This window comes from Undibacterium sp. GW821-FHT11H02, assembly GCF_058808015.1.
Window position 1 is genome coordinate 99,394 of sequence record NZ_JBXARG010000005.1, and the last position, 25,312, is coordinate 124,705.

The window sequence follows — 25,312 nt, forward strand, 5'->3', positions numbered from 1 at the left end:
TTAAAACAGGATGATCCAATGACGATAAAAATCTTAGTGGCCGAAGACGAGCCTTTGATGCGTGATCGCTTGCTCGGGCAATTAGAAAGATGCTGGCCGCAGGCCGAGATCGTGAAAGTGGCCGAGAACGGGAATGATGCCTGGGATGGTTTTTTAGAGTTTGAACCTAAGGTCGTCTTTTTGGATATCCGCATGCCTGGTATGTCTGGAATTGAAGTCGCAAAAAAGATAGGCAAAGCGGCGCATATTGTTTTTATTACGGCCTATGATCAGTACGCGATCGAGGCTTTCGATGCGGGTGCCGTCGATTATTTGCTCAAGCCGGTGCAAGAGCAACGTCTGGAAAAAACGATAGAAAGACTCAAAGAAAAATTGCATGCGGTACCTAGTGATCTCTCTAGCTTACTAAGTGGTTTGCAACAAAGCCTGCAAAACTCGGCGTCCGCCGCTGTCTCGAAGCCAGAAAAAATGAAATGGATCAAAGCGACGGTAGGTAAGCAGATTAAATTAATTGATGTCGATGAGGTTTTGTTTTTTCAATCGGACACCAAGTACACACGGGTGGTACTCGCCGATTACGAAGCGCTGATTCGCACTGCCTTGAAAGACTTAATCGATAGCTTGGATAGCGAAAAATTCTGGCAAGTACATAGATCTACTGTTGTGAATACCAAAGCGATTCTGGCAGCAGAGCGTTTGGATGCGGAGCGTATGCAGATCTTGATTAAAGGTAGTCATGAAAAACTCTTGGTGAGCCGGAATTTCACTTATTTGTTTAGAGAATGAAGCGCTGATCATTCAGTTGGCTCTTGCTGATGCCTGAGTCGGAAATCTCAAATTTCACGTATACTCCGGCATCTTCTTCACTGTTTAGGCGATTTTCCGAGTTTTCTATGTAAATTAGACACGGAAAAGCAAACAGCCCCCAGCAGACATATCACTTCAACATTATTTCCTAGGAATTCCCATGTCACAAATTCAATCTTGGTCTGATATTTCAGACACCGCCATCTCTGAAGTCGGCGTACGCCAACAACACCGTCCTACAGAAAACTATAAGTTTTACAGCAATGCCTATGAAGCCAACCAAAGCATCACGATCAAAGCTTCACACGGCTTTCGTGTTTATGTCTTGACCGGTAGCTGCGCTTTGAACGTCAACGGACAAGTGCTCGAATTAGAGGCGGAACAATTTATACAATTAAAAGATGGCGCTTACACCTGTGATACAGGTAGCGAGGGCGTCCGTATCGTCAAAGTCTTTAATTCAGCTAAACCCGCCGCAGTGAAGAAATAAGAGATCGCGATGATGTCAGATCAAGATTTAGAACTAATACAAGAAGCGCGGGTGTGGCAGGCTAAAGCTTGGACCGCACGCGTGATTAAGAATGAGGATGACGACGGCTGGGCGGTCGCCATGTATAAAGATGGTGAGGCAGAACCGGCGTTGATTGGACCATGGACTATGGGACGCGATAAAAAAAATCCTAAGCCTTTAGATCACAATGCGTTCAATACTTTAGTGAAAACTGCCAGCGAATTCGTTCGCCGTCATGAGCAACAATTGCATGCGACTTTGAATAAGAATTTGATCGTGAGTGGTGCGGAGATGGATTATAAAATCTGTTTGCAAATCATTCCCGATGAAGATGAGCCTTATGCTTATTTGAGTGCGTTTGATGCTGAGGGGGAGCAAATTGCAAAAGTCAAAGTGCGACCCGATTTTAGTTTGAATCAGGCTTCTGCTTTGAAGTGGATTCAGCAGGAATTTGGTCGGATTGATTGAGGTAATTTGTAGGACGGGTGCAACCCGCGCTGTGTTTTTTTATTCGTGTAATTGATTTTTGTAAGTACTCATCGTTTGCAGGTCGGGTGTGGCCCGACAGCCAATTACCTTTTTTGCTTCGCCAAAAAAGGTAATCCAAAAAAGGCGACCGTAGACTCGCCCCGTTGGGGTGCTTACGCTACGCTCCAGCATAATTTGTGCGTCACAAAAAATGGGAAAGTGTCGAAACTCGCTTCGCTCAAACAACGACACTTTCTTATCCATTTTCTGTGACGCACAAATTACATCGTCTCAAACGGTGGTAGATCAAAGGCAAATTCAAAAACAACGACCTACAATTGTAATTAACTCGTAAGTCGTAATGTTTTTGTAGGGTGGGTTAGCGTAAGCGTAACCCACCGTTCACGGTATCAGACATGTTTATCGTTTGCTTTGACATTTACAAACGAGTTACCGAATTTTCGTTTTTGACATTCACCTTCATACATGCTTAAGGTTCGCTGGTCGGGGGGGGGGCCCGACAGCCAATTACCTTTTTTGCTTCGCCAAAAAAGGTAACCCAAAAAAGGCGACCACGCTGCCACTGGCCTTCGGCTTCCCAATTGTGCGGGACAAAAAATGGGAAAGCCTTGAAACTCGCTGCGCTCAAACACAAGGCTTTCTTTGTCCATTTTCTGTCCTGCACAATTGGCAGTGTCAGAAGTGGATGAGAGTCAAAAACAAAGACCTACAACTGATAGCAGAAAAATGGCTTGCAGTCGATCACGATTGTTTTGGTGTTGGTGTTGGGGTTGTTTTTGATTTTGTTTTTGATCTACTACCGTTTGAGACGATGTAATTTGTGCGCCACAGAAAATGGATAAGAAAGTGTTGCTGTCTGAGCCGAAGGCGAGTTTCAACACTTTCCCATTTTTTGTGATGCACAAATTATGCTGAAGCGCAGCGTAAGCACCCGCAGGGCGAGTCTACGGTCGCCTTTTTTGGATTACCTTTTTTGGCGAAGCAAAAAAGGTAATTGGCTGTCGGGCCACACCCGACCTGTGAACGATGAGTACTTACAAAAGTCGATCACGCCAATAAAATTTAATCCGCATCCAAACATTAAAACCCGTAAGTCGTAATATTTTTGTAGGGTGGGTTAGCGTAAGCGTAACCCACCGTTCACGGTATCAGACATGTTTATAGTTTGCTTTGACTTTTGCAAACGAGTTACCGAATTTTCGTTTTTGACATTCACCTTCATACATGCTTAAGGTTCGCTGGTCGGGCCACACCCGACCTGCAAACGATGAGTACTTACAAAAATCAATTGCGCGAAAAAAACACAGCGCGAGTTTCACCTGCCCTACAAACTCAAACCTTAAAATCCAATCACATTAAAACGCCAAAAACCAAAACCTACCCCGCCCCATTATCCTGAATCAACCTCAACAAAGCCGCACTATCTAAACGTGCCGCCCCATCTCCACCATCTAACAAACTATCCGCCAGATCACGTTTCTCCGCATGTAAGGCGAGGATTTTTTCTTCTATCGTATCTTGTGTCACCAGGCGATAAATGGTGACAGGGCGTTGTTGTCCCATGCGGTGGGCACGGTCGGAAGCTTGGTCCTCTACTGCCGGGTTCCACCATGGATCGAGATGGATTACGTAATCAGCGGCAGTCAGGTTGAGACCGGTGCCACCCGCTTTTAAGCTGATTAAGAAAATATCGCCTTGTCCCGCTTGGAAGGCATCGACGCGTTTTTTTCTTTCTAGAGCGGGCGTGCTGCCGTCCAGATATTGATAGGCAATGCCTTGTTCGTCCAGCCATTCGCGTACTAAAGCTAAGTGATCGACGAATTGACTAAATACCAGTGCCTTGTGGCGGTTCTCTAATAATTCTTCTACGGTGCTTTGCAATACACTTAATTTACTGCCGCTGATTTTGGCGTTTTTCATGACCAGTTTTGGATGGCAGCAGAAGCGGCGTAGTTTGGTGATCTCGGCCAGTACTTGCATGGCTTGCCCTTTGCTCGGATCGGCCTGACTAATTTTGTCTAGTGCTTCTTGACGCAAGGCTTCGTACAAATGCCGCTCTTCATCACTGAGTTCGACTTGTAGATTGATCTCGGTACGAGCCGGTAATTCGCTGAGAACTTGTGTCTTGGTACGACGCAGGATGAAGGCTTGAATTAATTTTTTGAGATTAGCGCGTGCGACTTTGTCGCCTTTTTCTATCGGTAAGGCAAAGCGTTCAGCGAAGCTTTCTTTTGACCCTAATAGCCCAGGATTAATAAAGCGGAATAGGTTCCACAATTCACCTAAATGATTTTCTATTGGCGTGCCGCTGGCGATCATTTTGAAATCGGCTTGCAGTGCCATCGCGGCCTGACTGCGTTTGGTAGCAGCGTTTTTGATAACCTGCGCCTCATCTAAGACCACGCTATGCCAATGCATATTGGCAAAGGCACTGGCATCTTGCTGCAACATGCCATAGCTGGCGATGACGATATCGAAAGCACCTAAATCTTCTAAAGAACGTTGTTGCTGATAGGCGCGTACGCGCAAGGTCGGCGCAAAACGGGCGACCTCGGATTGCCAGTTCATGGCGACTGAGATAGGCGCAATCACTAAGGCTGGGCCTAGTGGTGCGCGGTCGATCAAGAGTGCCAAGGTTTGTACGGTTTTACCCAAGCCCATATCGTCAGCAAGACAGGCGCCCACGCCCCAATACGCTAAGCGTGCCAGCCACTGAAAACCTTCTAATTGATAATCGCGTAGTTGTGCTTGTAACGTTGACGGTACTTGCGGTGTAAATTGCGCCAGTGCGTCGAGTTTGCTCACTTGTTCGCGCCACGCTTGATCGGCTTTTAATTCACCGGCTTCCGCTGCTAGTTCTGCCATTGCGGCGGCGGCTAAGGGATTGAGTCGTACGCCCTCTTTACCGCTCAATTCGCCAAACAGGCGCAGTTCGTCCAGACGTTTGCGGAAGGAGTCGGTTAGGGCGAGAAATTCGTTATCCCCTAATTTTAAGAATCGTCCCTTGCTGGTCGCCGCCATCTGCAGTAGCTCGCGCAGGGCCAAAATTCTGCCATCATCCAGACTAATTTCACCACCAGCAATAAACCATTCACCTTGCTTTTTAATCGATAGCCGCAGATTGCCGAGACCACGTTGACCTTGCAGGCGGAAGCGTTCGCCTTCGGGCCAGACTAATTGCAATTGCGTCTCAGGTATCGCTTTTAGTTGCGTTAATAACTCCAGGCATTGCTCTGGTTCCTGCCATTGCCATTCATTATTGTTCTCTTCTGCTTCAGAGAAGGCGGTGCAAGTTTTCAGTAAGCTTTGCAAAGCGTTTTTTTCTTGCGCGAGGTCACGGCTGGCTTGTACGGGTTTGCCTTCGTGTTCGCCGAGTACGTGGGCTGCGCCTTTACCCGGCGTGAACCAGCCAGATTCCGCTAAAGGACGCACCAAAATTTGCACCCGCAAGCCTTGTTTCAAGGGAAGTAGATGCGCAAATAAAGTTGAGTCAGCCGCTACTGTGTGCATGTGCTGCGCTAATTCTGGTAGATCGGAATGGATGGAAAGATGCGGCGCGATCGCAGCGATCACATCAACTAGTTGCCCTTTCGCGGCGCTCGGTACGGTTAAGCCTGTGCCTAAAATACCCGCAATTTGTTTGATCTCTGGACTGGAGCTAAATAGCTGCAGTCGGGTCGGGGTTTCTTTGCGTATCAGGTAGGCCTGGTCTTGTCGTAAGGCGGGCTCTAATTGCAGGCTGATTTGCTGATTTTTTTCTTTCAGTAATAAACTGATCTCACCCTTGACGATCTCGACTCGGGTGTCAGGTGCATCGCCCCAATACACATGCGGATGATTCAACAGCAGAGGTAAGGCAGCTTCAACATCCAACATATATTCACTGCCGCCGTAATAGCCACTGTAAGTTTTGCGTATGCAGCTCGCGATTTTTTTATCTTGTTCGCTCAAATAGGACAGTGCTTCGTCTCCTTCTAACAAGCGCTTTAACGCCACCGGACGGCCTTTGCCCCACACGCCTTTGGCGCTGGCTTTTTGTTCTCGCGGTTCTAACTGAGCATCGTCGCGTAACAAGCTGAGCATCCATGCCAGACGAGTATCAGCGGTGGTTTTTTTATGTTCAGGCTCCGCACTATTCAAATTGCTTAGTGCTTGCAAAGCTCGTTGCCAGCTTTCTTCTTTTTTGAATGCTAGCAGTAAAGGCTGCAATTGCCGCTCTTGATGCCAAGTCGCCAATTGGGGGGGGTCTTTAAATTGCTTGACCAACAGAGCATCGGCTTCCGCTGCCAGCCAATGATAACCGTGCTCTTGATACAGCTGAAATGCCGCTTGTAAACGATCATGCGCATCTTCGCGTTGCGCTTGATCTTCCCAGAACAGCGCTAATCCCTCGAACAGAGTTTCAACGTTGAGCTGACGATGCAGCACATAACGCTTGGCTTGCAGCGCGACACCTTGGCTTAGATGATTGCTCAGCGCCTCTAATAAATAATAGGTGAAGCCATCGTTTTGTTTGATGCCTTCGTCGACATGTTCTTTCAGTTTTTTTCTCTGTTCCGGTGCATCACAAGCCAGTAGGCTCACGGTGTACAGTAGTCCCAATACATCGCTCAGATGTATTTTGCGTTTCCCTGTTTTCTGTTTTATTTGCTTGACGATGGCCTCACTCAGAACCAAGGCTTTTGGGTAGTCATTTTTTTTGATTGCGAGTATGAATTGATAGTTCGCTAGCTCCGATTCTGGACACAAATCGGCGATCGCTTCCAGTACCTCAAATTCACCGCGCAACAGGGATTGCCAGGCAAACTGTTCAAATACAAACACTATAGCTGGACCGAACGTCGCTAAATATCTGTGCGTGTAATCGTAGGCACGTCGCACATCCATGAGGTACCAATTAGCGTCAAAAAAGAGGTCGGAAAGTAGAAAGGCTTGTGCCGCTTTATCAAAGCCTGAAAATATTTCTTCCCCCTGCGCACTGCGGAACAGGATTTCTGCCAGCGTTGTTCTGTCTTCGCTTTTGGCGGAAAAAAATTCGTCGCGCCAATAAGCCATTCCTTGAGCATTATTCATGAATAAGGAAAACAGCAATTCACGCCGGCAAAAGGCGGCGTTTTTTGCTTTCCAATTATCATATTCTTTTCGTTTTGCGAGCAGCTGTCGAATGCTACTAACCCAATTTTCCAGATCCGCATGCTGCTTCAAATGCAGCAAAACCGGCATCTGTAAATCCTCTGCCAAGGCATAGCCTTTACCGCTAATTGGCACGACCAACTGTTGTTCATGCAAACGCGCCAAATAATCGCGCACCGTCAAAATACCAGGGATTTCACCCGCTTTACCAATCGACTCCCTACGCATCAGCAAAAGCTCCAACATAGCAGCCTGACTTAATGGCGCGTCGAACAGCGCAAGCGCATACAAAAATGGAAAGTCTTCAGGAGCTAGATGGTCGAATTGAGACATGAGGTGTAATGCGCTTGAGGGTGTTTATGGGCTAAAAGCAAATAGACAGGATTTTAACTTATACCGCGACTGACCATATTGTTTAGCTTAGATTTGACACCTTACCGCAAAATCTTTGAGATTTATCACTTTATGTTTTAGTCTCATACGGCAAACTAACCATAAACGTCGTCCCCTTACCCGTCTCACTCTCAAAACTGATACTACCCCTATGTTTGTGGATGATTTTTTTGACGATGTCCAAGCCCAGGCCACTGCCTTCTCCTACTGGCTTGGTGGTAAAGAAGACGTCAAAAATTTTGGAACGTATGGCCTCGGGTATGCCGGCGCCGGTATCGCTGACGCTGACGACGGCGTTGTTGTCGATTTTTTGTATGCTTATCGTCAGTCGCCCTTGGTAATTCATAGCTTGTAGTGCGTTATGGATCAAATTGACCCAGACTTGTACCAGCTCATCCGGCCAGCATAGCAGCGCTGGTATTTCTTCGAATTGGCAAATGAGCTCGGTGCCTTGATTGATTTTGTTTTGGTAGAGCGTGAGTACGGTTTCCATGCCGTCGCGTAGATTGGCTAAAGTTTTTTCAGTGTGATTGCCGATGCGGCTGAATGATTTAAACGCGAATACAATTTTTGAGACGCGGTCGACCGCGACTTGAATATTTTCTGCGCTGTGTACGATGGCGGCGATGGAGCTGGCGGCTTGTAATATACGATCTGATTCTGGGTGCTGGAGTAGTGGCAGGAATTGTTCCAGTTGCTGCTGTGCTCGTAGTTGCACCATGACCTTGGCTTTGCGGCGCGTATCGTCTAATCCTAATCGGTTTAATGCATCGGCGGTGCTGGCGATCAGCTGCCGTTCTTCGCGGGTGTTGAACAGATGCTGTTGCGCTTTGACTTGCGCGATCAATGCTATAAATAATTCCCGTGCTTCTTTATCGAGTATCGCCATCAAATCAGCCAGCTCGTGCATGGCCATGTCGAGTGCGGTAGAAATATTATTACCGCTCGATTTGATCGCGCCTATCGGCGTATTAATTTCGTGCGCTACATTCGCAACCAATTGCCCTAGCGAAGCCATTTTTTCTTGTTGCGCTAATTGTCTTTGTGCGTCTAATAAATGGCGATGTGACTGTGAGTTGGCGACCGCGATTGCCACATAGCTTGCTAAGGCGCGCAAGAATTCTAATTGATCTTGGCTATAGGCCTGTTGACGCGGACTTTGTACTGTCATGCAACCGATGACTTTGGCCTCGACAAAGAGTGGCAAATAGATGATGGATTCCATAGGCTGCCCATACTTTAGGGGCGGGATACTGCCTATGAATTGTAATAATTCTTCGCGGTTAGCCGTCACCAGTTCGCGCTTTTGACGTACGCACCAGACCGCGGGCGTATGTTGTTCATTGAGCGTGTATTGAATCGGGGGCTGACGGGCGCCGTCTTCTACTAGATAATCTAGTTCTATCAATGCGTCGGGCTGATCGCTGTTTTCGCAAAAGGCGATGCCAAACACGTGGGCATCGAGACGTGCAGAAACTTGTTTATGAATTTTTTCGAAGGTTTGCTCGGTATCCAGGCTTGCGGTTAAACCCTGACCTGCTTCGGCTAATTGCAAAATATCTTCAGTTCTGGCAGAGACCAATTTTTGTAGATTGCGTTTCTCTTCTTTGACACGAGCTAAACGCCAGCGGTACAAGGTATAAATTAAACTACCGGTCAACACCAAGCAAAGCGTAATAAACCATGAAGTTTGCCAAAAAGCGGGAAGTACTTTTATCGCCACCGACAGCTCTATTGGGCTCCAGTCGCCTTGCCGATTGCTGCCCTTGACTTGCAAAGTGTAATCACCTGGCCATAGATTGCCGTAGCTGATGTTTCTATGTGAGGCATCGGTTTCTATCCATTCATTTTGGTAGCCAAGCAGGCGATATGCATAGCGATTTTTTTGTGGCGACAAGTAATCGAGCGCGGCGACTTCGATTTCAAAATGGCGTTGTTCAGGATGTAACTGTAGGCCGTGCTGGAGTAAGCCCATAGCCTGATCGATACCATTGATTTTAAGTCCGGTTGCAACGACCGGTGGTTGATACGACCAAGCTTGAAATAATTCTGGGCGTATGACCGCGACTCCTTGTGTGCCACCATAGAGAAATAAACCATCTCGTGTGCGCAAATAAGAGCCTACCCATGCCGTGCCTATATCAAGCCCATTGGATTTAGATAAATCGTGTAGACGCTTGGTTTTGGGGTCATATACAAACCATTGTGTCCAGATGCGCCCGAGTTTGTCTTCTAATAAATTGGCACCAAAATAGAGGCCGGGGCGGCCGAGTTGATCGCTGATGTGTTCAAATTTGGCGGTCTTGCCATCCCAGCTTATCAGTCTGTCCAATCCCTGCGCGGTATCGACCCACAATTGCCCCTGACGGTCGACCAATAGGCCGTTGACTTCATTGGAACTTAAGCTATCTCGCAACATAGGATCATGCAATATTTGTTGTAAATGCTTGCTGCCTGGTTGGTACATCCACAAGCCAGATTCACTACCTATCCAAATGCGCGCTTGCTGATCTTCGGTGAACGAGGTCACATAACTGTTCATCGCGACACCAGAAAATTCGCTGAAGCTGATGAATTTTTGTTGATCTGCTTTCCATAGCGCGACCCCCAAAGTCGTGCCTACCCATAGTTCATCATTCTTACTGGTGTAAATGCTACGAATTTGATTGCTAGGCAGACCTTGTGTCACAGAATAAGTTTGCCAATCTTTTTTGCCCGCCGCTAGTCTTTGCAAGCCGGATTGTCGCGTACCTGCCCAGATGCTTTGATCCGCGGTTTGGGTCAAAGCCAAGACTGCGGCAGCGATGGTTTTATCAGGTCTGGCGTTGTCGGTGCGATGACCACCGATTAAGCCTGATTGGCGATCAAAAATATCGATGCCATTGCCATCGGAGCCAAATAGGATTTTACCGTCACTGGTTTCTAGCATACTGCGTATGTTGGAACGGGTCAGACCTGTACTACGATTCGGGCTGTGGCGTAGCATGCGCACTGCTTCCTGATGATTGCTATAACGTTGTAAACCGCCACCCCAGGAGCCTACCCATAACATGCCGGAGCGATCAAACAACATGGCACCAATTTGATCGAAGGCCAAACTGCCCGGCACGGCGGCATCATTGCGTATTCTGTGTACAAGCTCACCACTAGCCGCATCTAAGATGTAAATGCCGTAGCCGTAACGTGAGAGCCAGATTTCTTCAGGGCGCACTTGCGTGATGATGTCGATGACATTGTCACCGAAGCTATTAAGTCCCAAATTGTCTAGTTTTACTCTATGCAATTGCTGGCTATTGGGGTCTATCCAGGCGGCGCCATTTTTTGCAAAGCCCAACCAGATTTTGCCATCTTGCGCTTGGAAGATACTGCGAATTTCGTGCCCGCTCAAGGAGTCACTTTGCGTGGAATCAGTTGCGACGAGTTCAAAATGAGGGCTATTTTTGGTGAGTTTTTGTAAGCCATTACTCATACCTATCCATAGCGTCTCTTGTTGATCGAGATAGATGCTGCGCACTTTGTCGTCTAATAGACTGAGTGGATCATCGGCGCGATGTCGATACGCTGTCGCCTGTTTGCGATCCGGGCTTAAATACAAGAGTCCTTGTTCTGAGCCTACGATCCAGACGCCACCTCGACTATCGCCTTTGATGCTCTGTATCGAGCCTATATCTAAACTTTGCTTCCCTTCGCTACCGTAACGTAAGGGAGAAAATTTTCCCGTGTTTGGATCGAAAATTGAGATGCCACTACTCAAACTGCCGATCCAGACCTTGCCATCAGGTGCAGCCCAAAGACTCTTAATATAATCGCCAGAAATCGAATCAGGATTGCGTGGGTTATGTACGAATTTTTCAAAATGATAACCATCGTAACGTACCAGTCCACCTTGCGTACCTATCCAGATCAGACCCTGTGCATCTTGCGCCAGTGCCGTAACGATATTCATAGGCAAAGAATCTTCATTGCCGATACGCTCGAAATAATGTTGGGCGTAAGAGAAGTCTTTATTGGTCAACAGCGTTTTATCGACATCACTAGATTCAAGCTTGGCGTTTGCTGTCGAAGTTGCAGTTGCTGCATGAGCAAGCGAGATACTTTGACTTAATATCAAAAGTGCTGCGCTGATGATAGCAGTGAGTGCTGGAAGGATAGGCATCGCTGGTTTGTTCAAAGCCGGAAGAAATGTGTTTGCATAGTAGCATTGCCGCACAATGCTGCGTGAGGAATGTGGTCAATTAGCAATGACTATCCGTGCCACTGGTGATGGTATTGCCGAATCTGCTCATTTCTAATTCAATTTGCACACTTTGTGTGCGAGTAGGCTTGCGATCATTAGAAAATTCGGGAATACTTGATTAGCGATACTCGGGTTTTATCCTGCTCCAGACAGGATCTCAGAATGACATAGCAATATATCAAATCGATAAGGCGATGTACTCATCGTCTTCATGTTTTTGTATTTTTTCAGACCATACAGTAGCGCAGCTTATGATCGATAGCGGAATCATTTTATGTGTCGATGATGACACCACAGTTTTAGTTGCATTGCGTACTTTGCTGACGCATGCAATGGGCAATGATTTGTTGATAGAAATCGCGGAGAGTGGTGCCGAGGCTTTGGAGTTATTGGAAGACCTTGAGCAACAAGGACAGCACCTGAGTATAGTCATCTCCGATTTCATCATGCCGGGTATGCGTGGCGATGAGTTATTGATTCAATTGCACCAACGCAGCCCAAAAACCATCACGATTATGTTGACCGGTCAAAGCGATTTTGACGGCGTCAAAAAAGTGATTAATCAAGCTAACTTATATCGGTTTTTAGAAAAACCATTTAATCACGACGATATTATTCTGACCGTGAAGTCAGCCTTCTTGGCCTATGAACATGAGCGCACTTTGTGCGAACAAAATCAGCAGCTCCGCGAATTAAATAATGAACTCGCTGTGATGCTGAGTAAGGTGCAGGAATCTGAACGCTTGTTGGAACAACGCGTGGAGCAAAGAACGCATGAGTTAGATGAAAAAAATCAGGCACTGCAACAAGCATTGCGTACCTTGGAAGACGTAGAAAGAATCGCCCGGCATGATCTGAAAACCCCTTTGGTCAGCATTGCCGCAGCGCCTTCATTATTTCGCGCTGGACGCACCTTGTCTGCACATGAGGAAGAAATTTTGAGCATGATAGAACATGCTTCGAATCGCGCAATCAGCATGGTGAATTTGTCCTTGGATTTGTTCCGCATGGAGAGTGGTAGTTATGTCTTTCGCCCCACTGCGGTAGATCTATTGTCTATCGCCAAGCTTGTTACGGTGGGATTGCGGGCACAGGCAATGTCTAAATTCGTCAGCATACAATTGCCAGAGCAAGCGCCCACTGTGTATGTCGAAGCCGATGATTCTTTATGTTATTCCATACTCGGGAATTTGATTAAAAATGCGGTAGAAGCGGCGCCTGAACATAGTGTCGTACACATCACACTGATTGATGATGCCAAGGTGCAGCTACGCATCCATAATCAAGGCACGGTGCCTGTCACGCTGCGTGAACAATTTTTTGCTAAATACGCGACATCCGGTAAGCGCGGCGGTACCGGGCTAGGTACCTATTCCTCACATCTGTTGGCGACGGTGCAGGGAGGTAGTTTAAGCATGCAGACCTCAGATACCGAAGGTACCACGCTGTGTTTGACTTTGAACCGAAGCCAGGCACCACAGGCAACGCGACCTGGTAATGGCGTAACGCCCTTAATTCAAGATGGCTCTGGGCATATCGCTAGCTCGACGGGCGTCAGGTTTTCTTTATTATTGGTGGACGACGATGATTTCAATCAGATGGTGATGGGCGAGTATATTCCTGAGGAAAGTTACACGCTGGACTCAGCAATCAATGGTCGCATGGCACTGGAAAAAGTCATGTTGCAACGTCCAGACATCATTATCATGGACCTTGATATGCCGATTATGGGCGGTATCGAAGCCTTACATGGTATCCGTCAATATCAGACGCAACATGCGCAGCCCCCCAGTTTTATTATCGCTTACTCGGGTAATGACGATGCGCAGAGTTGTGCCTCGTATTTGCAAACCGGTTTTGATGCTTGTTTAAGTAAGCCGAGTAATCGCGAAGAGGTCGAAGCCATGTTGAGAATGGCCAGCCTTAGCTTGTCTGGCGTCACTCTATCGGATCAATTACACAGCGCTTGATACCAAACTGATCTTGATTCCTTATGTGTGAAATGGAGGCGGCTTTCGTATCGCCAAAATCTTGAGTCGAGTCAGGGAAGTTGAGTCAAAAAATTAAATGCAAGACATAGAATGGAGTCAAAGTAATGAGTGAATTTTCGCAAGATATTAAGAAATTTAATGGCATTTACAAGTTGCCGGTGAACCCTAGCCCTAGCTTGGATGTCGGTGTTCCTGCCGCAGATCGTATGGCCGCATTCAAAGATATCTTAATGGAAGAAGTACATGAGATAGACGAGATTATCGCGGCACAAAATGCCGGCGAAGATCCGCTGAAAGTCTTAACGATGTTGGCCGATTTGCTCGGCGATATACAGGTCTATTGTGCGTCGGAAATGGCGAAATTTGGTTTGCCGCAAGACCAGATTTTATCCATCATCATGCAATCAAATTTTTCAAAACTCGGTGCTGATGGACTGCCGATTTATGACGAACGCGGCAAAGTCATGAAAGGCCCTGGCTATTGGAAGCCCGAGCCTAAGATTCAAGAACTGTTGGCGTCGCTAAAATAGTTTTTATGCAGGCGTGATTTAGTTTTTTAGTTTATCGCTTTGAGCGCTAGCAATGAGCACTAGTAATAAGCACTAGTAATAAGCAATCGTCCTGAACCCGTGATGTCGCCGGTTTGATGCGGCGACATCATCAATCTTGTACCTAATCGCCAGATGGAGCGCCGCTTAGCATGAATCTAGACGCCAGGACTATCGTCTTCATTATTAGCTTTGGTAGCTTGTTGATTGGGATCGCTTTGTTCGCTGCATCGCGCGATTCCTTGGGGCAGGTAACAGGATTATCGCGCTGGGCAAAGGCAACTTTGTTGCAAGCCTTGGCTTGGGCCATGTTGGGCGTCTTACGAGGGCTGATCCCGGATCTTGTGTCTATCGTAGTCGGGCAGGCACTGTTGTTATCTGCTTACATTTGGTATCTGTTCATATTGGCAGAATTCACCGGACAGACGATTAAGCCCTGGTTTTACTTAAGCTTGCCCTTGATTGAGGCATGTTTTACTAGCTACTACACGATAGTTCAATTAGATTTTGCGGCGCGCAATGTGTGGATTTCTTTATTGGTGGCTATTGTCATCTTAAAAAGCGCACAGCTACTATTTAGCAGCGTAGATAAACACTTATTTAGCCTCCGATTTTTAGCTACTATTTATTCTGCGGCGTATTTTTGCTGTTTCGCAGTTTCTACTATGCGGTATTGAATACCAATCCGGCGGCAGCACCATTTGGTGCAAATCCAATTAATGATGTCGCGTTTTTGGTCTTCTACGTGTTCGCTGCTTTCGTTAGTTTTGGCTTTGTTTTGATTTGTATTGATCGTTTTTCCTTACAACAAAAACGCACAGAAACCCAATTGAAAGATGCGATTGCCTTGTTTGCCCGTTTGTCGGCGCAGGTGCCAGGCACTATCTTTCAGTATCAATTGGCGCCCGATGGCAGTGCCCGCTTCCCTTATGCCAGTGAGGGTATCCAGCAGATTTATGAAGTCACACCAGAGCAGGTAACGCAAGATGCTGCATTGGTTTTTTCCCGCCTGCACCCCGATGATTATGCAAAGGTGGAGCTCTCCATACAAAAATCGGCGACGAGTTTGCAGCCCTGGCGCTGCCAGTATCGGGTAATTTTGCCTGAGCAGGGGTTGCGCTGGCGGCAAGGTCAGGCGCAGCCAGAGAAATTAGCTGATGGCAGCATATTGTGGCATGGCTTTATTACCGACATCACCGAGCAGTCATTGGCGGCAGAAAAAAATAAACAATTGGAAGATGAAATTCTGAAGAACTATCAGGCTTTGCAGATCAACGAAATGCGTCTGCGACGTCTGATGAATTCTAGTTTGATAGGCATGATGGAATGCGATGGCACAGGACGCATGATAGATGCCAACGATGTGTTGTTGCAGATGCTGGATTTACAGCGCGATAGCTTGGGTGTGGTGCCGCTGAAAGGTCATGGTGTGAATTGGTTTGAGCTCAGCACACAAATTGAAAGTAGCAAGCAGCGCTTAGCCGTCGAGAGCCTGGCGCAACATGATACGGTAGCACCATTCGAAACCGAGATCATTGCTGGCGATGCCAGAACGATACCGGTTATGCTAGGCGTCTCGCGCTTGGAACAAAGTGAAGATGAATGGGTAGGCTTTGTACTTGATTTGCGAGAGCAAAAACGAGTAGAACATTTGAAATCCGAATTTATTTCCATCGTCAGTCATGAGCTGCGTACACCGTTGACTTCCATCCGTGGTTCTATGGGGCTATTAGAATCTGGCGTAGCCGGCGAATTGCCAGAAAAAGCCTTGAATTTGGTGAAAATTGCCAATCGCAATAGTCAGCGTTTGAGTATCTTGGTGAACGATATCCTTGACCTCGAAAAACTGGCAAAAGGACAGATGACGATGTCTTTGCAAGCCGTGGATCTGTGCCAATTGGCACAACAAGCAATGGATGCAAATACGTCCTATGCGCAAATGCATCAGGTTAGATTCGAACTGCACAGCGATTTGAAAGTTGCTATGGTGTGGGGAGACGTTGATCGCTTGATGCAGGTAATGGCGAATCTATTGTCGAATGCCGCCAAATTCTCGCCGACGGGTGGATTGGTAACGATACGCATTTTGTCTGATCATGATCACTACCAATTGCAAGTTGAAGATTACGGCGCAGGTATCCCCGCTGCATTTCATTCGCAAATATTTGGAAAATTTGCTCAGGCAAGTCATGCCGCAGTACGACAGAAAGAAGGTGCGGGCCTTGGGCTGCATATTTCTAAAGTCTTAATTGAGAAAATGCAGGGGCAAATTGGATTTGTATCGGAAGAAGGCGTACATACGATGTTTTGGATTCGTTTGCCAAAACACGATGTGTAATCAAGATGACGATTGTTGGAAAGTACGGGAATGCACTCAGTGAATTTCAATTAGAGGAGAAGAAGATGAACTACGATAGAAAATACTTACTATCCGCCTTAGGCTTTGCTGTGATTGGTATGACATTAGGGATTATCATGGCGGCCTCGCATGATCATGTTCAGCATGTGACACATGCCCATATTTTATTGATAGGATTTGTTGTTTCTATGATGTATGCCGTGATTCATAAGCTTTGGTTGAGGCCGCAGCAAGGCGCGATCGCCCGCACACAATTTATTTTGCATCACCTAGGTGCGGTCGGAATGAGCATAGGATTATTTTTGCTCTTTTCTCAGGCAGTGCCAGAAGAAAAACTCGTACCACTATTGTCTGGCGCATCTTTGGCGGTGTTGGTCGCGATGATTTTGATGCTGGTGATGGTGCTGAAAGCGAAGCCGGAAGTATCAAGTTAGTTCGTTCACCTTACTGCGCTTATTTTTTTGTTTTTACTCGATGAATAATGATCTCTAATCAGGCAATCTGGATCTTTGCGGGAGCGTCGCTGTTGATGGCGGTCACGCCAGGCCCGAATATGATCTACTTAATTTCCCGCTCGATTTGCCAGGGCACACGTGCAGGTTTTATTTCTTGGCTGGGTGTGGTGTGCGGATTTGCGGTGCATGTATGTTCTGCCGCGATAGGATTGACTGCCTTGTTTATGGCGATTCCTATGGCTTATGAAATTCTAAAATATTTGGGCGCACTGTATCTGTTGTGGCTGGCATGGCAGGCCGTGCGTCCCGGCGCTCGCTCGCCATTAGATCCGCAAAGTATGCCGGATGAAACGCCGAAAAAATTATTCATGATGGGTTTTTTGACCAACGCATTAAATCCTAAAGTGGCGGTATTTTATATGTCGGTCTTACCGCAATTCATACAGCCTGATGGCGGCTCCGTTTTGCTTCAAAGCTTTTTATTAGGTGGCATACAAACTTTTATTGCAGGCAGTATGAATCTCATCATTATGTTTTCTGCTGGCAGTATGGCGGCATGGTTTGCTGAGAATAAGAAATGGCTGTCCGTGCAACGGTATTTTATGGGATTTGTACTGGCCGCGATTGCTTTACATTTATTCCGCCAGCACCGGTCTGTGTAGTGACTAGGGTCTGTTGACCTGTATTCTAGGCAACAGGCTCTAGGCATAACGTAGTAAAAAAATCAGCGCCGTTTGAGCGCTGATTTTTTTACTGAGTTCTTTGGATCGCCAGGTTCTTAGACCTTCTTCAGGTAGCAAGCTTTTAACATAAAATTGCCCGCATCCATTTTGCAATCTACCTCATGATCGCCACCGACCAGGCGTATGCTTTTTACCTTGGTTCCTTGTTTTAAGGTAGTTGATGAACCTTTTACTTTTAGATCTTTGATCAACACCACGGCATCGCCATCCGACAGCACATTACCGTTAGAGTCTTTGACGATGCGTTCATCGCTTTCTTCAGCGGCAGCTTGTATAGGCCACTCATGACCACAATCGGCGCACATATAATTCTCACCGTCGGGGTAGGTATTTTCTAAGCCACAGACTGGGCAGGCGGGTACATTCGACATACATTCTTTCAGAAAAAACGAGTAAAGTAGCCTAGTATAACCGACCAACACCTGCCTTTAGTTTGATTTGGCTCGAATTTCTGGCGTATTTTTGTGAATCTGAATTTAATGAAAAAACGGAGCCGAAGCTCCGTTTTGTCTATGGTTACTGCATATCGGCCAATTTAGTTGACGGTCGCTTTCACCGTTAAGGCTGAGTAAGTCGCATAAGCATACACGCCCAGATAGTAACGACCTGCTGCGGGTGCATTCACGGTGCAGCTTTCTACCGATGTTGCGCCATCTGATTTGCACTTGTAGACCGTAGTAGTCGGCTTGCTGGTCAATTGCGTGAATAGATCGGCATCGCCATTTGCCCCGTTGATGGAGAATACGATGTTGGTTTTGCCGGCTGGTACGTCGATTGCGTAGTATTTCCACGTGCCAGTTGCGCCACCTTGACCCGTGAGGGCCACGCCACTAGTTAAGATTACGTCTGGTGGTGGGGTAGCGCCGGTCAGACTCCCTTGCATGGCGTAGTAGCCTAAAGAAGAGTAATTGGAGAAGCCATTTTTAGGCGTTCCTTCCGCCCCCCCTGCGATGACCAGACGATAGTCACCTGCACTCAAATTCAAGGCAATGAATTCTGCAGAGCGGTTCACCGCTTTATTGCTGCTGGCGATGAGTGTACCTGCGGCATTGTAGATTTTTGCGTCGACATCGAGCATGCCAAAATATTCAATCGGATCAATTTTTAAGTCTAACTTGCCCGTACCCGTGACCGTGAAAGTAAAGGTATCGGTATCGCCCGTTCTTTCGATTTGTCCGAAATTGCTGGTGGCGCTGATCGCGCCATTGCTTCCTATACTCAAAGCTTTGCCAGAAGGATTATCGTCGGTCACATATGGCACGGACTCATTGACGTTCATGATACGTAAATCGTCTTCAAAATTGCTCGCGGTATTGTATTCACCTTTACTCCAGGTCCAGCGGCTAGCTGCCCAGTTGGCACCCATCCAATAGTTGCCCATGATAGGACCCCATTGATAGGCAGCGATACCTTCGAAGTACTCGCCACCTGAGCCGCCACGATCATGGTTCATACCCATTTGATGACCTACTTCGTGCGCTGCAGTCATTCCGATTCCATAGCCATAGTCAAAGCCACTGGAAGGATTTCGGTACAAAGTGCCCGCAGACGTGGTGCCGAAAGAGCTCAATGGCGCATTCGAGCGGCCATCTTGATTGACGAAGTTGATCACACCAGTACGCAGAATATTGGCAGATTTTGCAGCGTTGTAGACCGCAGGATTGGTGGTGATATTGATGTTGTACATGGAGTATTGGTCGGCAACGATTTGCCACGCCCGATACATATTCTCTTTAGTCACGCCATTCAAAGGCGTGGAGCCACTCATGACCGCAGAGTGATTCAGATAAAACACCCACGCGCTACCTGGCTTACTCTCTAGCTTAGTGACATCTTCATTATTGTAAGGACCGATGTGTTTCGCCTGACGTAAGGCCATAGGACTATATACAGGATGTATGGCGCCAGCCAGATTGTTGATCGTCGTCGCCTTTAACCACTGATCATCCAGATCGGGAATAATTTTGCTGATGGCGACTTCGACCACGCTGACTACGCCTTTGGCATCGGTGCTGTATTCGTAGGCTTTTTTAGTGTCATGCCTGACCAAATACCCTTTGATGCTTTGGGCATTACCCTTAAGTACGAAGGTAGAATTCGCGACGCCACGCGCTCTGCCGGATACTGACAACAAACCATCTTTAAAATGGTAATCGGTGATGTCGGTGTCTAACTCTTGCCCGCCTTCTTTGTTGGCACCTGTCGTAGAGCGCAGAAAGCGAGCATTTGGATTGGCATGTTGTGCCGCCAATCCATTGATGACGGCGTTGACGCTGCCAAGTTCTAGTTTGGCTTTGACCTGTAAATTGTCCGCCGCCAAGGCGCTGCCGCCGCTAATAAGGCCAGTTGCCAGCAGTGCTGAAAGCAGGCTGGAAGTGATGCTGCTAGATGTCTTGATTGTCTTGATTGTTTTTTTCATGGTGTCTCCCTGTTGTGTTTTGAGTTGTGAGCCCGTTATTGAAATGACGCTTCAGTTTGAAAAAAACGCTGTTTCCAATCTGGGATTAGCATTGCAAACAGCGGCGTGAAGATGAAGCGAAAACAGAGTTAAACAGAAAAATCAGAAATACAATATGCTTGGAATATATTTATAAAAGGCTGATATGTATATACATTCGAAAAGACTTTTAGATAAATTTTTCGTGACGACTTAAACAGGAAAGAATCACCGTTCAGAGCCACTTTTCGGCGATGATTCAATGTGTTTATGTATTAAAAATAAACTCAGTCTTTCTTGAATATTAGTTTATTTTTTAATATTATAGTGTCGCATATTTTATTCGAGCACAGTGCTTAGGCAAGCGTAGTGGGGGATTGCCGCCTCTCAGAATTTTGTGAATTTTTGTCGCTATTTCTGTTTCGCATTACTTGTCAGAGCGATAGCAGAATAGAATGTGTATAGGGAAGCAATCGCCTTTGTTGAGCGTGCGGATCGCCAAAAACAGTGCGTATAACTAATAGTGTGAATAAATAGTGTGAATGAATTTTCTAAGATAGTGCGCTTACATCAAGCCGGTGAACTTCAGAAGGCGCAAGACGCCTATGTGAAGTTCTTACAAAAGCAGCCGCAGCACGCCGAGGCCATGGTCGGACTGGCGACACTTTATCTGCAGACCGATCAGTTTGAGCCGGCACTTCAGCTATTTGAGCAAGCGGCGAAACTACAGCCAGCATTGCCGGGCTTACAAAACAAGCGGGCAATGACACTACAGAATATGCATCGTTTCGAGGAAGCGCTGCAGGCTTACGATACTGCCTTAGAACAAGTGCCGCAAGATAGCATCGCGCAGGCTAACAAAGGGATGTTGTGCTTGCTACTTGGACGCTTCGAAACCGCCTGGCCACTTTACGAGGCGCGCTGGCAACATGCCTCCATGGCGCTTCATCCGGAATTGCATGCTTTCCCGCGTTGGAACGGTCAAGACGAGCTGAGTGGAAAAATAATCGTACTGCATGCCGAACAAGGCTTTGGCGACACCATCCAATTTTGTCGCTACGCTATGCAATTGGCGTTACTTGCAGCCCAAGTGATTTTAGTCGTGGATAAGGCGCTGTATACCCTCTTGCATCACAGCGTGCGTCAATGGCAGCAGGCTGACAATATCCAGGTCATTTCTGCAGGCGCTACCATCCCTGCGTTTCATTATCAGATTTCCATGCTGAGCATAGCAGCTGTTCTCAATACAAATTGGGAGACCATTCCTGATCCCGGGACCTACATTTTTGCGCCTCTAGCCTCGTTGAAAAAGTGGTCGCAAAAACTACCGGCAACGAATAAGCCACGCATAGGACTGGTGTGGTCAGGCTCGGTTCAGCATAGCAATGACAAGAAACGTAGCCTGAAACTGTCTGATGTATTGAACGCGCTAGCGTCGCAAACGCAATGGGAATTTCATAGCTTGCAAAAAGAAATCAGCACCAGTGAGCAGCAATTATTGCAACAGCAGCAGGTCTACCAACACAGTGCCGACTTACTCGATTTTGCCGATACTGCCGCGCTGATTCATCAGATGGATTTGCTGATTAGCGTCGATACTTCGGTCGCTCATTTAGCGTGTGCCATGGGTAAGCCATGTTGGATACTATTAGCGTCCTTGCCTGATTTTCGCTGGCTATTAGATCGCGATGACAGCCCATGGTACCGTAGTGCACGTTTGTTTCGACAGCCGCTTGTCAGCGATTGGTCAGTCACTTTGGAAAAAGTAAGGGATGAGTTGAGACAGCATTTTCAGAATCCAGAAACCAAGACCCACGCTGGCACTGCGTCACACGTGCAGATGCCACAAAGCGGCGTGTCGGCAATAGATATCGCCAATCAACAATTGCAACAAGGCTTGTGGCAAGAAGCTGAACTAGCTTACCGGCGACAAAGTGAAGTGCAAACACAGTCGGCGATCTTGCAAAATAACTGGGGTGTCGTGTTGCAGAAGTTACGCCGTTTTGATGAAGCCCTGGAACGATTTGATTGCGCCATACAACTTGATCCCGACTATGTCAGTCCGCGTTTGAATAAGGCGATGTGTCTGCTCAGCCTGGGGCAATTTGACGAAGGCTGGAAGTTGTATGAATGGCGTTGGAAGAACGCACAATGGGAGAGTTCTAAACGTAATTTCAATCAGGCTATGTGGCTAGGACAAAGGCTGAAGCATGGCAGTACTTTATTGATTTATGCTGAACAAGGTTTGGGCGACACCTTGCAATTTTGTCGCTTGTTGAGCTTGGTACAAGAGCGCTTGCGGGCAGATGATGTGAAAGTTATTTTTGAGGTACCTGCCAGCCTTGTCAAACTCTTCAACTCTTTACCAGTAAAGGTGTTCGCGCGTACTGCGGCGTCAGAATCCATGCCTGCGTTCGACTATCAATGCCCTCTATTAAGCCTGCCTTTGGCTTTGCAATTACAAGCGCAAGATATCCCACAACAGCTAGCCTATTTGAAAGTGGATAGCCAAAAAGCACAGCAATGGGCACAGAGCATTCCTTCAAGTGAACGCCTGAAAATAGGTGTGGTGTGGGCGGGCACGGCAGCACATCAAAACGATAAAAATCGTAGTATCCCCTTTTCGGTATTTAATGCCTTGCTGCAATTGGATGCGGATTATTATGTATTACAAAAAGAACTCACAAAGGCAGAAAAGACTGGCTTAGGTTTGATGCGCAGCTTTGGTAAACGGATTCATGTACTTGCCAACAAACTAGACGACTTCAGCGACACCGCCGCTGCAATCTACCATCTGGATCTGATCATTTCCGTCGACACTTCGGTAGCTCACTTAGCGGGTGCTTTGGGAAAACCTTTGTATCTATTGCTGCCGTATGAAGCTGATTTTAGGTGGATGCACGAGCGTACTGATACCGCCTGGTATCCAAGCGCCTACCTATTTCGGCAATCCTTGCCCGGTGATTGGAAGGCAGTGATGCAGGCAGTTCGATCGCAGTTGGTGAAGAAAATTTCAGAGAGAATAGATGCTCTCAAGAAACGTTCGTAATTGAACACAACACTGTCCGTTTTCGGACGCCTTATTTTTGTAAGCGCTGAGAATTGGCCAAAAAACCGCTAAAACAGCCCGTTTTTTGCTGGCATGATGTTTGCAATACTTTTTATATTGGTTTTTGTAAAAGGTTTTGCATGGAAAGTCATAGCGTAAGTTCCTTGGCATCGGGTGCTGCCATGGATAAAGTGGTTCCTAAGAATCACAAACGACGAATAATTCAGCTGGGAGCGTCAGTACTGGCCTTGGTGATACTGGCTGGGTTTGCTTGGCAATGGATGCCTAAAGGTATGCAAGTGTCGGCTGCCGATTTGAGGATACAGGCGCTGCAAAAAGCAGTGTTCTATGATGACATCATCGTGCGCGCCAACGCCCAGCCCTATAATACGGTCATGCTAGATTCGGTCGAATCTGGCCGGGTAGAAGAAGTGTTTATTCAAGACGGCGCCATGGTTAAGAAGGGACAATTATTGTTCCGGCTTTCTAATCCACAACGTAACCTCGACCTGTTGCAACGCAAGGGCGAGCACACGCAACAAATTTCTAATCTGGCCAATATGCGGGTTGGCTTTCAAATGTCGGCCAGTGATCATCAACGCAAGCTATCTGCGTTGCAATTCGATTTGGTACAAGCGCAGAAAAAACACGAGAGAAATGTGCGCTTAGCAGCGCAAGGATTTATTTCTAGCGCTGCATTGGAGGAGTCGCAAGATGCCGTCGAAAGACAGCGCTTTGCCGTCAATGAAGAGCTACTCAATCAAGCACAAGAGGCGAAGGTCAGAAGCGCTGCCTTGTCGCAAATGGAAACCGGTATCAATGGTTTGCAATCAGGATTGAAATTGGTCAGTTCCACAGTAGAAGCCTTAGCTGTGCGGGCGCCGATTGATGGCAAATTGACCGATTTTCAATTACAAGTAGGGGAATCTGTTAATACGGGTAAGCGTATCGGCAGGATAGATGATCCTAAGCATTTCAAATTGGTGGCTCAGGTGGACGAATACTATTTGACGCGTGTAAGTTTGGGACAAAAGGGCAATGCCCGGATACAGGATAAGCAGTACGCGGTTGAGGTGAAAACGGTTTTCCCGCAAATAAAAGATGGACGTTTTCTTGTAGAGCTAAAATTTATCGATAGCGCACCGGATAAGCTCAGTCCTGGCCAAAGTATGGATACCACCATTACCTTGGGCGATCCTGCTCCAGCAAAGATTTTGCCTATGGGCGCTTTTGTCAATGATACCGGCGGCACCTGGGTGTTCGTCGTCGATAAGGACGGTAAGACGGCAGAACGGCGCGCGATACAAGTGGGACATCGAAGCAACCGGCAAGTCGAAATTATTTCTGGATTGGAGGTCGGTGAAAACGTGTTGATTTCCAGTTACACCCCGTTCCTGAATGCGCAACGATTACAAATTAACCGCTCTGCGAATAAGTAAACAATTCCTATCTGAATACCTCTATTGAAGAAAGAACATCATGCTCAAATTGAATGCGGTCAGCAAAATTCATGTCACCGGCGAAGTGCAAACCACCGCTTTAGATAAGATCAATCTAGATATTGATGCCGGCGAATACGTTGCCATCACAGGGCCCTCCGGTTGCGGTAAATCGACATTGCTAGGCTTGATCGGCTTACTCGATGTACCAAGTGAAGGCGACTATTTTTTTGAAGGAAAGAACGTCGCGAAATGGAGCGAAGCCCAATTGAATCAATTGCGCCGTGGGCGTATTGGTTTCATTTTTCAAAGCTTCAATTTGATAGAAGAACTAAGCGTGTTTGAAAACGTTGAATTGGCACTGGAATACACCGATACGCCCGCCAAGGAGCGCCAAGTCAGAGTCGCAGCGATGCTAGAAAAACTCGGTATCAGTCATCGCGCCAAACACCGCCCTTCACAATTGTCCGGTGGTCAGCAACAAAGGGTGGCAATTGCCCGTGCCTTGGTGGCCAATCCCGCCATCCTGCTAGCTGATGAACCAACCGGCAACTTGGATACCGCCCATGGTGATGAAGTGATGCGCTTGCTGCGCCAGATCAATGCTGAGGGCACTACGGTGGTGATGGTGACACACTCACCAGCACACGCAGCACAAGCTTCCCGCACCTTGCATTTGCTTGATGGACGTGTGGTAGTCGATGCCTTGCGCGCAGCCTAA

At 47.1% G+C, this 25,312-nt stretch carries 16 protein-coding genes; 12 read left to right on the forward strand and 4 right to left on the reverse strand.

The window, feature by feature from the left end:
- Positions 1 to 18: 18 nt before the first annotated feature.
- The 3 genes from AC1RR2_RS07035 to AC1RR2_RS07045 all read left to right on the forward strand — a co-directional run bounded on the left by AC1RR2_RS07035 (position 19) and on the right by AC1RR2_RS07045 (position 1,786).
- Complete coding sequence (locus AC1RR2_RS07035) at positions 19 to 786, forward strand: LytR/AlgR family response regulator transcription factor (RefSeq protein ID WP_493221582.1); 768 nt, start codon at positions 19 to 21, stop codon at positions 784 to 786.
- Positions 787 to 967: 181 nt separating this feature from the next.
- Positions 968 to 1,297: a hypothetical protein gene (locus tag AC1RR2_RS07040; protein WP_493221583.1), complete on the forward strand. Its 330-nt coding sequence runs from the start codon at positions 968 to 970 to the stop codon at positions 1,295 to 1,297.
- A 9-nt stretch (positions 1,298 to 1,306) separates the two neighbouring features.
- Complete coding sequence (locus tag AC1RR2_RS07045) at positions 1,307 to 1,786, forward strand: hypothetical protein (RefSeq protein WP_493221584.1); 480 nt, start codon at positions 1,307 to 1,309, stop codon at positions 1,784 to 1,786.
- A gap of 1,398 nt (positions 1,787 to 3,184) precedes the next feature.
- Here AC1RR2_RS07045 and AC1RR2_RS07050 read toward each other — a convergent pair.
- Together AC1RR2_RS07050 and AC1RR2_RS07055 are read right to left on the reverse strand one after the other, a co-directional pair.
- A complete protein-coding gene (locus AC1RR2_RS07050) occupies positions 3,185 to 7,273 on the reverse strand; it encodes a DEAD/DEAH box helicase (RefSeq protein WP_493221585.1) in 4,089 nt (1,362 codons plus the stop codon).
- 130 nt (positions 7,274 to 7,403) lie between these two features.
- A complete protein-coding gene (locus tag AC1RR2_RS07055; RefSeq protein ID WP_493221586.1) occupies positions 7,404 to 11,489 on the reverse strand; it encodes a sensor histidine kinase in 4,086 nt (1,361 codons plus the stop codon).
- Between the two features lie 332 nt (positions 11,490 to 11,821).
- On the opposite strand from AC1RR2_RS07055, the gene AC1RR2_RS07060 reads away from it, so the two are divergent.
- The 6 genes from AC1RR2_RS07060 (at position 11,822) to AC1RR2_RS07085 (ending at position 17,585) form a co-directional block, all read left to right on the forward strand.
- Positions 11,822 to 13,540, forward strand: a complete 1,719-nt coding sequence (locus tag AC1RR2_RS07060; protein WP_493221587.1) for a response regulator — start codon at positions 11,822 to 11,824, stop codon at positions 13,538 to 13,540.
- A 125-nt stretch (positions 13,541 to 13,665) separates the two neighbouring features.
- Entirely contained in the window at positions 13,666 to 14,091 is a 426-nt protein-coding gene (locus AC1RR2_RS07065) for a pyrophosphatase (protein WP_493221588.1), read from the forward strand.
- A 170-nt stretch (positions 14,092 to 14,261) separates the two neighbouring features.
- Positions 14,262 to 14,786, forward strand: a complete 525-nt coding sequence (locus tag AC1RR2_RS07070) for a hypothetical protein (RefSeq protein ID WP_493221589.1) — start codon at positions 14,262 to 14,264, stop codon at positions 14,784 to 14,786.
- Positions 14,753 to 16,447: a PAS domain-containing sensor histidine kinase gene (locus AC1RR2_RS07075; protein ID WP_493221590.1), complete on the forward strand. Its 1,695-nt coding sequence runs from the start codon at positions 14,753 to 14,755 to the stop codon at positions 16,445 to 16,447. Before AC1RR2_RS07070 ends, AC1RR2_RS07075 begins: the two co-directional genes overlap by 34 nt.
- Before the next feature lie 65 nt (positions 16,448 to 16,512).
- Entirely contained in the window at positions 16,513 to 16,902 is a 390-nt protein-coding gene (locus AC1RR2_RS07080) for a hypothetical protein (RefSeq protein WP_493221591.1), read from the forward strand.
- A gap of 47 nt (positions 16,903 to 16,949) precedes the next feature.
- A complete protein-coding gene (locus tag AC1RR2_RS07085; protein ID WP_493221592.1) occupies positions 16,950 to 17,585 on the forward strand; it encodes a LysE family translocator in 636 nt (211 codons plus the stop codon).
- A 116-nt stretch (positions 17,586 to 17,701) separates the two neighbouring features.
- Here AC1RR2_RS07085 and AC1RR2_RS07090 read toward each other — a convergent pair whose 3' ends face one another.
- Both AC1RR2_RS07090 and AC1RR2_RS07095 read right to left on the reverse strand, forming a co-directional pair.
- The gene (locus tag AC1RR2_RS07090; protein ID WP_493221593.1) at positions 17,702 to 18,037 is read right to left on the reverse strand and encodes a zinc ribbon domain-containing protein YjdM; all 336 of its coding nucleotides are present in this window, start codon (positions 18,035 to 18,037) and stop codon (positions 17,702 to 17,704) included.
- A gap of 164 nt (positions 18,038 to 18,201) precedes the next feature.
- A complete protein-coding gene (locus AC1RR2_RS07095) occupies positions 18,202 to 20,085 on the reverse strand; it encodes a pre-peptidase C-terminal domain-containing protein (RefSeq protein WP_493221594.1) in 1,884 nt (627 codons plus the stop codon).
- A 556-nt stretch (positions 20,086 to 20,641) separates the two neighbouring features.
- Here AC1RR2_RS07095 and AC1RR2_RS07100 point away from each other — a divergent pair.
- From AC1RR2_RS07100 to AC1RR2_RS07110, 3 genes are all read left to right on the forward strand, one after another.
- A complete protein-coding gene (locus AC1RR2_RS07100; protein ID WP_493221595.1) occupies positions 20,642 to 23,152 on the forward strand; it encodes a tetratricopeptide repeat protein in 2,511 nt (836 codons plus the stop codon).
- Between the two features lie 140 nt (positions 23,153 to 23,292).
- The gene (locus tag AC1RR2_RS07105; protein ID WP_493221596.1) at positions 23,293 to 24,591 is read left to right on the forward strand and encodes an efflux RND transporter periplasmic adaptor subunit; all 1,299 of its coding nucleotides are present in this window, start codon (positions 23,293 to 23,295) and stop codon (positions 24,589 to 24,591) included.
- 40 nt (positions 24,592 to 24,631) lie between these two features.
- Positions 24,632 to 25,312, forward strand: coding sequence for an ABC transporter ATP-binding protein (locus AC1RR2_RS07110; RefSeq protein ID WP_493221597.1), 681 nt, complete (start codon positions 24,632 to 24,634; stop codon positions 25,310 to 25,312).